Annotated in this window: 12 protein-coding genes; 10 read left to right on the top strand and 2 right to left on the bottom strand. The window is 63.0% G+C overall.

What is annotated here, in order from left to right:
* Positions 1–3 precede the first annotated feature (3 nt).
* From AC1DWF_RS26235 to AC1DWF_RS26195, 9 genes are all read left to right on the top strand, one after another.
* Positions 4–129: a tautomerase family protein gene (locus tag AC1DWF_RS26235; RefSeq protein WP_476842222.1), complete on the top strand. Its 126-nt coding sequence runs from the start codon at positions 4–6 to the stop codon at positions 127–129.
* A 370-nt stretch (positions 130–499) separates the two neighbouring features.
* Positions 500–1,888 carry a M20/M25/M40 family metallo-hydrolase gene (locus AC1DWF_RS26230; protein ID WP_476785234.1) on the top strand — a complete coding sequence of 463 codons (1,389 nt, stop codon included), beginning with the start codon at positions 500–502 and terminating at the stop codon, positions 1,886–1,888.
* Positions 1,889–1,964: 76 nt separating this feature from the next.
* A complete protein-coding gene (locus AC1DWF_RS26225) occupies positions 1,965–2,582 on the top strand; it encodes a ribonuclease D (RefSeq protein ID WP_476785233.1) in 618 nt (205 codons plus the stop codon).
* 149 nt (positions 2,583–2,731) lie between these two features.
* Positions 2,732–3,031, top strand: coding sequence for a hypothetical protein (locus tag AC1DWF_RS26220; RefSeq protein WP_476782324.1), 300 nt, complete (start codon positions 2,732–2,734; stop codon positions 3,029–3,031).
* Between the two features lie 72 nt (positions 3,032–3,103).
* Complete coding sequence (locus tag AC1DWF_RS26215) at positions 3,104–3,352, top strand: hypothetical protein (protein WP_476788535.1); 249 nt, start codon at positions 3,104–3,106, stop codon at positions 3,350–3,352.
* Between the two features lie 36 nt (positions 3,353–3,388).
* A complete protein-coding gene (locus tag AC1DWF_RS26210) occupies positions 3,389–3,589 on the top strand; it encodes a hypothetical protein (RefSeq protein ID WP_476782326.1) in 201 nt (66 codons plus the stop codon).
* A gap of 115 nt (positions 3,590–3,704) precedes the next feature.
* Positions 3,705–5,912, top strand: a complete 2,208-nt coding sequence (locus AC1DWF_RS26205; protein ID WP_476782327.1) for a transglycosylase domain-containing protein — start codon at positions 3,705–3,707, stop codon at positions 5,910–5,912.
* Between the two features lie 77 nt (positions 5,913–5,989).
* Positions 5,990–6,505, top strand: a complete 516-nt coding sequence (locus AC1DWF_RS26200) for a MarR family winged helix-turn-helix transcriptional regulator (RefSeq protein WP_476782328.1) — start codon at positions 5,990–5,992, stop codon at positions 6,503–6,505.
* A gap of 91 nt (positions 6,506–6,596) precedes the next feature.
* Positions 6,597–6,944: a DUF6616 family protein gene (locus AC1DWF_RS26195; RefSeq protein WP_476782329.1), complete on the top strand. Its 348-nt coding sequence runs from the start codon at positions 6,597–6,599 to the stop codon at positions 6,942–6,944.
* Positions 6,945–6,959: 15 nt separating this feature from the next.
* Here AC1DWF_RS26195 and ybaL read toward each other — a convergent pair whose 3' ends face one another.
* Both ybaL and AC1DWF_RS26185 read right to left on the bottom strand, forming a co-directional pair.
* Positions 6,960–8,756, bottom strand: a complete 1,797-nt coding sequence (gene ybaL / locus AC1DWF_RS26190) for a YbaL family putative K(+) efflux transporter (protein ID WP_476842221.1) — start codon at positions 8,754–8,756, stop codon at positions 6,960–6,962.
* Between the two features lie 194 nt (positions 8,757–8,950).
* Positions 8,951–9,400, bottom strand: coding sequence for a baeRF12 domain-containing protein (locus AC1DWF_RS26185; RefSeq protein ID WP_476842220.1), 450 nt, complete (start codon positions 9,398–9,400; stop codon positions 8,951–8,953).
* A gap of 417 nt (positions 9,401–9,817) precedes the next feature.
* On the opposite strand from AC1DWF_RS26185, the gene cysG reads away from it, so the two are divergent.
* Positions 9,818–11,246: siroheme synthase CysG (gene cysG, locus AC1DWF_RS26180; RefSeq protein ID WP_476842219.1), on the top strand; the 1,429-nt coding region annotated here is incomplete at its 3' end.

Below are 11,246 nucleotides of genomic sequence, written 5' to 3'. Positions count from 1 at the left end.
GTTCTGATCAAGGGCACCACTGATCTTTTGGTCGATGTCCTCGGCAAGAAGCCGACCCCAATATTTGTGGTTGTTAATGAAGTCGATCTGCAGGATTTTGGTGTTGGCGGAATGCCATTGAACGAATAGAGCTGCAAGCAGGCCAAGGGCTGAGACCGTGCTAAGGGGTCAATCACGGTCATGTTACAAAAGTGTAATCTCCGTGCCCTTGAATCGCCACGTTCAAAGGAACAAATAGTGGGCATCGGCAGTTTTTGCCGAAGTCCGGTCTCAGGCCCGTCCCCCGCCTATCCGGACCCTGCGGCAGCCTCATCCCCCTCTCCGGGCTGCCGCACCGTTTAAAGAATGTGCCGCCGTGGCTACCCCTCCACCACGGCGGCACTTTTTTATTTCCAACACAGCAAAGCATCTCCCATCGGTCGCTGGCCCAATGTTGCTGGCTTTTCGTTTTCGTGTTCGGTCACTAGGTTGCGGCGCAGAAGAATCGAAAGGCACCCACATGACCGCGCTAGCGCCCGTTCTCGACCGTCTCGATAAAAACCTCGATCAGTCCCTGGAGCGCCTTTTCGGCCTGCTTCGCATCAAGTCGATTTCCACCGATCCGGCTTTTGCAGGCGATTGCCGCAAAGCCGCCGAATGGCTGGTCGCCGATCTCAAGACCATCGGTTTCGACGCCAGCGTCCGCGACACGCCAGGCCACCCGATGGTGGTTGCCCATCATGACGGCCCCGCCGGCTCGCCGCACGTGCTGTTTTACGGTCACTACGACGTCCAGCCGGTCGACCCGCTGGAGCTGTGGGAGAGCGATCCGTTCGATCCCAAGATCAAGGAAATCGCGCCTGGCCTCAAGGTCATCACCGGCCGTGGCTCGTCCGACGACAAGGGCCAGCTGATGCTGTTCGTCGAGGCCTGCCGCGCTTGGAAAGAGGTGCATGGCGGCCTGCCGTGCAAGATCACGCTGTTGTTCGAAGGCGAAGAAGAGTCCGGCTCGCCGTCGCTCAAGCCGTTCCTCGATGCCAATGCCGAAGAGCTCAAGGCCGATTTCGCCATGGTCTGCGACACCGGCATGTGGGACCGCGATACACCCGCGATCTCGATTGCACTGCGCGGACTGGTCGGCGAGGAGATCACAGTTCACGCCGCCGACCGCGACCTGCATTCGGGCGAATATGGCGGTGCCGCCGCCAACCCGGTGCGCATCCTCGCCAAGGTGCTCGCCGACATCCACGACGACACCGGCCATGTCACCATTCCCGGCTTCTATGACGGTGTCGAAGAAACCCCGTCCCAGATATTGAAGTCTTGGGAAACGCTGGGTGAGACGGCCGAGAAATTCCTCGGCGAGGTCGGCCTGTCGATTCCCTCGGGCGAAAAGGGACGTTCGGTGCTCGAACTGGTCTGGGCGCGGCCGACAGCCGAATTCAACGGCATCATCGGTGGCTACACCGGCAAGGGCTTCAAGACGGTGATCGCGGCGGAAGCCTCGGCGAAAGTGTCGTTCCGCCTCGTCCACAAGCAGGATCCCGAGAAGGTCCGGACCGCCTTCCGCGATTTCGTCAAGGCGCGCATTCCCGCCGATTGCAGTGTCGAGTTCCACGAGCATGGCGGCTCGCCGGCGATCCAGCTGTCTTACGACTCGCCCTTCCTGGGCAAGGCCAAGGAAGCGCTGTCGGATGAGTGGTCGAAGCAGACGGTGATGATTGCCATGGGCGGCTCGATCCCGATCGTCGGTGACTTCCAGACCTATCTCGGCATGGAATCGCTGCTGGTCGGCTTCGCCCTGCCCGACGACCGCATCCATTCGCCCAACGAGAAGTACGACCTGAACTCGTTCCACAAGGGCCAGCGCTCCTGGGCCCGTATTCTTGAGGCGCTGACCCGTTCGTGACCCCCTAAGATCAACTTTCTGTTGATTTTTCATCCGATCGCGGCGAGGACGAGCCAAGCCGCGATCGGAGAAAACAATGACCATCCGCTTTCACAAGAACGACCTGCCGCACCTCGACCACTACAATGTCGATGCGGTCGCCATCGATACCGAAACGCTGGGGCTGAACCCGCATCGCGACCGCCTCTGCGTCGTGCAGATTTCGCCGGGCGACGGCACTGCCGACGTGATCCAGATCGCGCCAGGGCAGAAGAAGGCACCGAACCTCGTTGCCCTGCTCAAGGATCGCAAGATCACGAAGCTGTTTCATTTCGGCCGCTTCGACATTGCCGTGCTCTACAATGCCTTCGGCGTCATGGCCGAGCCGGTGTTCTGCACCAAGATCGCCTCGCGCCTTTGCCGCACCTACACCGACCGCCACGGCCTCAAGGACATCTGCAACGAGCTTCTGGGTGTCAGCCTGTCGAAGCAGCAGCAGTCGTCGGACTGGGCGGCCGAGACGCTTTCGCCCGAGCAGCTCGAATATGCCGCTTCCGACGTCCTTTACCTGCATCGCCTGCGCGACGTTCTGGCTGGCCGGCTTGAACGCGACGGACGCGCCAAGGAGGCCGAGGCCTGCTTCCGCTTCCTTCCCACCCGCGCCAAGCTCGACCTGATGGGCTGGGACGAAGAAGACATCTTCGCCCACAGCTGAAATCTATCAACCTATTGAAATTGTGTATTTTCCATCCCGAAAACCGACATCGGTTTTCGGGATGACGGGCTTTGGGCACGCCTTTTTTGGGAACGAACTGGGCGGCTGAGCCGTTTGGGCTGGGTAATCTAGTGAAAGGATATACCCGAATGGCCACGACCCGTGAAGAAATCCAGACCGACCTCGAAGAACAGGTTTCCCAGCTGACCAAGCAGGTCGCTTCGCTGACCAAGGCGATGTCCAAGCGCAGCACGGCAGCACTTGCCGATACCCGCGAAAGCGCCTCAGAGCTCTATGATGGGTTCTACGAACGTTTTTCCGACGCGATGCCGGCGATGCGCAAGCAGGCGCGTGCAGCTCAAAAGACCGCTCAAGACAATCCGATGACCACTGCGCTCGTGGGCGTTGCCGTTTTCGGTCTGTTGGCGGCTTTGCTGACGCGCCGATGACATTCGCCGCCGCGTGGCTTTACCGGGCCGCGCGGTCGGCTGTTGTTCGCAATCAGATTTGAGGGGAACCGCATGAGCGCCAAATTGCCGATCGCCACCGCACCCAAGGATGGCTCAAAGGTCATGGTCTATTGGACCGACCGCGACGGCCAGGAAAACGAATCGCTCGCGCAATACCGTTCGCTCACCCGCCTCAAGGCTGCCGGTGGCCAATGGGACGACAGCGACGAGGGCTGGTGGGCCTATGTCGACAGCGACACCCAAAAGCGGATTTCCCCGCACTCCTGGTCCAAGCCTGGTGGCGACGACGAGGAAGAATAGGCGTATCATCTGGTCGCCCTGCCAGGGAGAACCGCCATGGCCGAAAAACCCGACCGAAAAGAGCATGAGTTCATGGTTGCGGCTGTCGAGCCGGCCAAGGACGACACGCTCGACGGCGTTGCGGTGACGCTTGTCGATGCGCGCGGTGGCCGCGTGCGCCTGCATATGGACACCGACATCGCCGAGATACTGCGCGAACGCATCTCGGCTGCTCTCAACAAGACCATTGGGCCGTGAGGCAGTTCGGCCGTAGCCCCACGCTTCTCCACACCGCTTCACTTAATGCCTCCTTAAATCGCCGCATTTAATGTCCAACCGGAACGCCATTGGCATGGGGGCCGGACAGACAGGTATGGCGAACCGAAAAGACAGACGCATCGAGCCCAGCTTCGACAGCCCGCGCAACGATGCGGAAGACGAGGTGTTTTCGGTGCGCGAGGAGGATCGCGTCGTGCCTAGCCGCAAAGCCCCGGCCAAACGCAAATCCTCCAAGACAAGGTCGACGCCGCGCGGCCGGGTCAAGAAGCCCCGCCGTGGCATGTTCGGCATCGTCGGCCGGCTGGTCTACTGGTGCTTCGTGCTCGCCATCTGGGGCGGCATCGCTGCCGCCGGCATCGTTGTCTATTACGGCGCCAAGATGCCGAGCGCCACGACATGGGCGATCCCCGACCGCTCGCCCAACATCAAGATCGTCGGCGTCGACGGCAAGCTGATCGCCAATCGCGGCATGACCGGCGGCGAGGCCGTCGGCCTGCACCAGATGTCGCCTTACATTCCCCAGGCCGTGATCGCGATCGAAGACAAGCGCTTCTATTCGCATTTCGGCTTTGACCCGATTGGCCTTGCGCGCGCCGTGTCGACAAGGTTCCTGCATGGGCGCTTCACCCAGGGCGGCTCGACGCTGACCCAGCAGCTGGCCAAGAACCTGTTTCTGAAGCCTGACCGCACATTGGAGCGCAAGGTGCAGGAAGTGCTGCTGGCGATCTGGCTGGAGCAGAAGCACACCAAGGACCAGATCCTTGAAATGTATCTCAACCGGGTGTTCTTCGGCTCGGGTTCCTACGGCGTGGAAGCGGCCTCGCGGCGCTATTTCGGCAAGTCCTCGCGCGACGTGACGCTTGCCGAGGCAGCGTTGCTCGCAGGCCTGCTCAAGGCGCCGTCCAGGCTATCGCCGGCCCGCGACCCTCAGGCTGCCGGCGACCGCGCCCAACTGGTTCTGGGTGCGATGCGCGACCAGGACATGATCGGCGAAAAGGAACTGGCCAACGCCGTTAACGCGCCAGCGGCTCGTGTCGCCTCGTTCTGGACTGGTTCGGAAAACTACGTCGCCGACCGCGTCATGCAGGAGCTTCCCGAGCTTATCGGCGAGGTCCGTTCCGACATCATCGTCGACACCACGGTCGACATGACGCTGCAGGACCTAGCCGAAAAATCGATCCGGCGCCTGATCGACGAGAACGGCCAGAAGCTCAATGTCAGCCAGGGCGCGCTGGTGTCGATCGACAATTCGGGCGCGGTGCGCGCCATGGTCGGCGGCTACGATTATTCGACCAGCCAGTTCGACCGCGCCTCCGAAGCGCGACGCCAGCCGGGCTCGGCCTTCAAGCCCTTCGTGTACATGGCAGCCGTGGAGCAGGGCCGTACGCCAGACAGCGTGCGCAACGACGCGCCGATCAAGATCGGCAAATGGACCCCGGAAAACTACAATGGCAAATATTTCGGCAAGGTGACGCTGAAGACAGCGCTTGCCAAATCGCTGAACTCTGTTGCCGCCCAGCTCGCCATGGAAGTCGGGCCGAACGCCGTGGTCGAGGCTGCCCATCGCATGGGCATCGAATCCGAGCTGCAGCCCAATGTCTCGATCGCGCTCGGCACATCCGAGGTGACGCCGCTCGAGCTGACGGCGGCGTATGTACCTTTCGCAAATGGCGGTTATCGCCCCGACGTGCACATCATCCGGCGGGTGACCACGACCGACGGCAAGGTGCTGTATGAAAGCACCGCCGGGGGTGGACCGCGTGTCATCAGCCCCGAGGTCGTTGGCATGATGAACGCCATGATGGCCGGGGTGGTCGAGGAGGGCTCGGCCAAGAAGGCTGCCTTCGCCTGGCCGGCCGCCGGCAAGACCGGCACCAGCCAGAATTCGCGCGATGCCTGGTTCGTCGGCTATACCGCGAACCTGACCACCGGCGTGTGGTTCGGCAATGACGACGGCAAGCCGATGAAGAAGGTCACCGGTGGCGCGCTGCCGGCGCTCGCCTGGCACGAATTCATGGTCGCGGCCCATGAGGGCGTGCCGGTGGCGGCATTGCCGGGCTCGTGGACGCCCCAGCCCGCAACGCCCGATGTCGCCATCGAAAATCAGCCTCTCGACGAGAACAGCTTCCCGGCAGCGCCGCAGCCTGTGCAGCAACGCCGGCCGGTCGAGCAGGTCGGTGATGCCGGTGCGCAGGAGCAATCCTCGACTGCCTCCATCCGCCGCCCGGTACCCCCCGGCGATGTCGGTGGTCCGACCCAGCGCCGCGAGACCTCTATTCTGGACGTGCTTTTGGGGAACTAGCCTTTTCGCCTGGCTTGCGCGGATCGCGTTCAAACGGCGATTGACAGTTAATATGGCGCCATACTATATGGCGACGTATGACAATGCTCGAACAGAAACATCTCGCTCTGCTGGACGAGGCCAAGCGCCGGGGCAGGCCTGAGGCTGGCTTGCGGCTGTGCCTGGAAATCCTGGCACTGTCGTCGGCGATCGACCGGGATTGCGCCGCCCGTCTCGCCCCGCACCAGCTGTCCGAGGGCAAGTTCGTGCTTTTATTTCTGCTGCACGATCGCCCAGAAGGGCTGTCGCCGCACGAGCTGGCCGAGCGCGCTGGCGTCACCCGCGCGACGATCACCGGGCTGCTCGACGGGCTCGAACGCGACGGTTTCCTGGCGCGCCATCCGGGCATTGAGGACCGCCGCAAGATCTCGGTGCGCCTGAGCGCCAAGGGGCAGACAGCGGCACGTGACCTGTTCGATGAGCACACCAGATGGATTGCTACGCTGTTTGCCGGCTTCAGCGCCGACGACCGCCAGCTGTTTGGCGATCTGCTTAGCCGTGTCTGGCAAAATCTCGATCCCGCAGCAGCAAAGCCCAGCGCGCCTCCCAGCTGACGCGGCGCCTGCTCCCTAACCCAATTCCCGCGCTTGCAAACGCGGCCGCATCCCGTGGCCGTTGGCAGCGCCTTGTCGAAAGGAAACCAACATGGCGCATTATCTAGCCGAGCTCTACACTCCGAAACCCGCATGGCTGGCACTTGACGCAGCCGGGCGCCAGGCATTCTTCGAAGCCATAGGTGCCGGCATGGCCGCCTTGTCAGCGCTCGGCGTCGAGGCGATTGCCCTGGGTGAAACCGATGCCACCAAGATCCATCCCGCCCCGCATCGTTTCTTCGCCATCTGGCGTTTCCCCGACGATGCAGCACTCGACGCGCTCTTGCAGGGCATCGCCGCGTCCGGCTGGCACGATTATTTCGACACCATCAATGCGGCTGGCTCCGGCACCGATCTGCCCGGCCATCTTGCCCAGCTCGCCGCTAGCAACAGCGCCTGATTGTACCCCAGCCGATCAGGCAGCCGCCGGTGACGGCTTGGGATCGCCGATCGGCGGCGCGTCCGCTGCCAGCACCTGCTCGACGATGCCGCGCGCGATCTCGCGCTCTCCCATGATCACCTTGTCGGCGCCGAGGCCTGTGAGGTGATCGACCTCGGCGTCGGAATGGGCACGCGCGACGATCAGCATCTCCGGATTGGCGGCCTTGGCCTTGAGGATGATCTGGCCCGCCTCGAAGGCATTGGGGATGGCCAGGATCAGCCGCCGGGCGCCAGCGGCATTGGCCGAGGCGAATACCTCCCCCTTGACCGCATTGCCGGACACCGTCTCGATGCCGTCGGCCTTGAGCTTGGCGATCGTCTTGTGGGCATCCTCGATGACTAGGAAGGGCAGGCCGGCCTCCTTCAGAGATTTGCCGACCAGCGAACCGACGCGGCCATAGCCGATCAGAATGGTGTGGTCGGTGAGCTTGGTCGGAGGCGGCGCATCCTCGTCGGCCATGACCGGCACGACTGATGTGGTCGCGACCTCGCCGGGTTCGGTCGCCGGGCCGATCGGCACGGCTTCGACAGCTTCGGCAATGCCGGCGCGCTTTTCGAGCCAGGGCTTCAGGCGCGCTGCACCGGCAAAGGCCAGAGGATTGAGCACGATCGACAGAATCGCGCCGGCCAGGATCAGGTCGCGCCCCTGCTCGGGCAACAGGTCGAGGCTGACGCCGAGGCTGGCGAGCATGAACGAAAACTCGCCTATCTGGGCGAGGCTGGCCGAAATGATGAGCGCGGTTGCGATCGGATAGCCGAAGGCAACGACGATCAGGAAGGCAGCCACCGACTTGCCAATGATGATGATGAACAGCGTGGCAAGGATCGGCCAGGTGTTGCTGAGCAGGCTCGTCGGGTCGAACAGCATGCCGACCGAAACGAAAAACAGCACCGAAAACGCATCGCGCAACGGCAGCGTTTCTTCAGCCGCCTGATGGCTGAGCTCGGATTCGCTCATGACCATGCCGGCGAAGAAGGCGCCGAGTGCCAGCGACACGCCAAACAGTTTCGCGGCCCCGAAGGCCACGCCGAGCGCGATTGCCAGCACCGCCAGGCGGAACAGTTCGCGTGAGCCGGTATGGGCGACGTAGTGCAGCAGCCAGGGAATGACACGGCGGCCGACGACCATCATCAGGACGASAAAGGCGGCAACCTTGGCAAGGGTGATGCCGAGTACGCCCCAAACACCCAAATCGAAGCGAAGGGCGAGAATGTTGGGCGCCTGCGACGCCTGCTGATCGCCGCCGAGGGCGCCGGCAAGCGCGGGCAGCAGCACGAGTGCCAGAACCATCGCCAGATCCTCGACGATGAGCCAGCCGACGGCGATGCGTCCGCGCTCGGTCTCGATCATGCGGCGCTCCTGCAGGGCGCGTAAAAGCACGACCGTGGAGGCGACTGACAGCGCCAGGCCGAACACCAGGCCGGCACCGATCGACCAGCCGAGCATCCAGGCCAGTGCCGCGCCAAGGGCTGTGGCAAAACCGATCTGCACGATCGCGCCGGGCACGGCGATGGCGCGCACCGACAACAGGTCTTTCAGCGAAAAATGCAGGCCAACGCCGAACATCAACAGGATGACGCCGATTTCGGCGAGTTCCAGAGCCAGTTTCTGGTCGGCGACGAAACCGGGCGTGTTCGGCCCGACCAGAACGCCGGCGATCAGATAGCCGACAAGCGGCGGAACCTTGAAGCGATTGGCGAGAGCGCCAAAAATGAATGCCAGCCCCAGACCGGCGACGATGGTTGCGATGAGGGGCGTGTCATGCGGCATTGTCCCGGCGGCACCTTTCGGAAAGTTGGCGATTTGTTGGGGTGCGCGGTGAAAACCGCTGCGTTTCCAATATGGTGGACCCAAGTGCGCATGCGCAACCCTAAGCGGCCAAGAAACTAGGCCGGTGGCCCAAAAAAATGCCGGCAATCGCTGCCGGCACACACCATTGGGTTGCTTGCTACTACTGTGGCGGATCAGGCCGCCATCAGGATCGACTCGATGTCGGAAACGCTGTGATTGGTTAGCGTCTTGGGAAGTTCACCCGAAACCCGCTTGTCGACTTCCTTGTGCAGTTTCTTGCGCAGTTCGCCGAGCACCACAGGTGGCGCGACCAGGACGATCTCGCGAAAATCGCCGGCGTGGGCAAGTTTATAGAGCCGCGCTGCGATCTCGTCGGCGAAGCGCTCCTTGGCGACCCTGTGCCAGTCGGTGTCGTCGACCGCGCTGCGATGGGCCGAGGGACCGTCGCTATAGCGTCCGGGGCGATCGCTGCCTTGTTCGCGCGTCGGTGGGTTTTCCTGTTCCATCTCGCGCACGACTTCGAGGTTTGGATATTTCGTGTCGCCTTGGTTCTTCAGGAACAGCGCCTTTTCGCCATMCGCCACCAGCACCCAGATCCCATGCTTCAGATTGATGTGCGTCATGTCGTGCTCCTTTTTCTGGCGAGGCGTTGTGCCCCGCTTGGGGAACGCGAGGTGACCGCGGATGTTCCGAAAGATCCATGGTGAGACGGCCCGGCTTAATTCTACTAACTTAGTAGAAATTAGAAAAACGAGCCCGGCAGTGTCACTGTGCTCACCTAGTCACCGACAGGGTCAGTTACCCTGCAAGCCTGGCAATTGCGGGAGATTTCAAGGGCTGCGGGCCTTGAGGCGGCAGTGGCGTGCTCACGGGGCGGCGTCGACCGCAAATGACCTTGCGGAGCAGTGCGCGGAATAATTTTCTCTTGCCGCAAAGGCGCGGGCAAAAGCGATTGCATCCCAAGTCGGGGCGCGCGAGTGCGTTTCTTCTGCGGCGCAGCAAGGGCGGCTAAAAATATCGGGTATTCTGGAACCCCTGACATGACGCAAGCCGCCGCCAAGCTGAATGCCTTTCCGATCTTCCTGAAGGTCGAAGGCAAAGTCGTGGCCATCGTCGGCGGTGGCGATGAGGCGCTGGCCAAGGCCCGCCTGCTCAGCCAGTCCAGCGCAGAAATCCGCATCATCGCCGACAATGTCGAGCCGCATCTGCGCGACTGGATCGCGGCCAACGGCGCGACCCGTATCCACGCTGCCTATGAGGCGGCGCTGGTCGAGGGTGCTGTGCTGGTGTTCGGGGCCACCGGTGATGAAGCGCTCGACCATCGCGTCTCCCAGGACGCCCGCCGCCTCGGCATTGCCGTCAACGCTGTCGACCGCCCCGAACTGTGCGACTTCTTCACGCCCGCACTGGTCAACCGTGCGCCCGTCGCGATTGCCATCGGCACCGAAGGAGCGGGGCCGGTTCTTGCCCAGATGATCCGTGCCCGCGTCGACCGCATGTTGTCGCCGCAGCTGGGCGCGCTGGCAACGCTTGGCGCGAGCTTCCGTGACGCCGTCGAGCGCTTGCTGCCCAAAGGCAATGTGCGGCGCAGCTTCTGGCGCGAATTCTTCGAAGGTGCTCCGGCGCGCGCCCTGGACAATGGCCAGCTTGCCGAGGCGCATGACGCGGCGACCGAACTGTTGCTGCAGAACGGCTCCATCAAGGGTCATGTCGCGTTGGTCGGTGCTGGTCCTGGTGCCGAAGACCTGCTGACCCTGCGTGCCCATCGCCTTTTGATGGAAGCCGATGTCATCGTGCATGACGCGCTGGTGCCCGAGGCGGTGATTTCAATGGGCCGCCGCGACGCCGAGCGGCTGCCGGTCGGCAAGCGCAAGGGTTGCCATTCCAAGACGCAAAGCGAGATCAATGATCTGCTCGTCGAACTGGCGCTGGCCGGCAAGCGCGTGGTGCGTCTCAAGTCGGGCGATCCGCTGGTATTCGGCCGCGCCGGCGAAGAGATGCAGGCGATGCGCGACGCTGGTGTCTCCTACGAGGTCGTGCCGGGTGTCACCTCGGCCTTTGCCGCCGCCGCCGATTTCGAGTTGCCGCTGACGTTGCGCGGCGTGACCTCTTCGATGGTCTTCACCACAGGGCACGATCTCAAGGGCGGCTCGCTGCCCGACTGGGCCAAGCTCGCCATTTCAGGTGCGACCGTTGCCGTCTACATGGGCCGCTCGGTCGCCGCCGATGTCGCGGGGCGTCTCATCGATGCCGGGTTGTCGCCCGATACGGCGGTCGCCGTTGTCGAAAACGCCAGCCTGAAAAACCGCCGCCGTTTCCACGGCACGCTTGCCGACCTGCCGTCGCTGGAAGGCCGCAACGACCTCACAGGTCCGGTCATGACCATTATCGGCGACGCGGTTGCGGGTGCCAATTTCGAACTCTCCGAGCCGCTTGCGGCACACAGGCACGAGCAGGCCGCATTCCAGG

It is taken from the genome of Aminobacter sp. P4_D5, assembly GCF_056401815.1.
The sequence above is the reverse complement of the archived record's forward strand: the minus strand, read 5'-3'. Positions and strand labels throughout refer to the sequence as shown.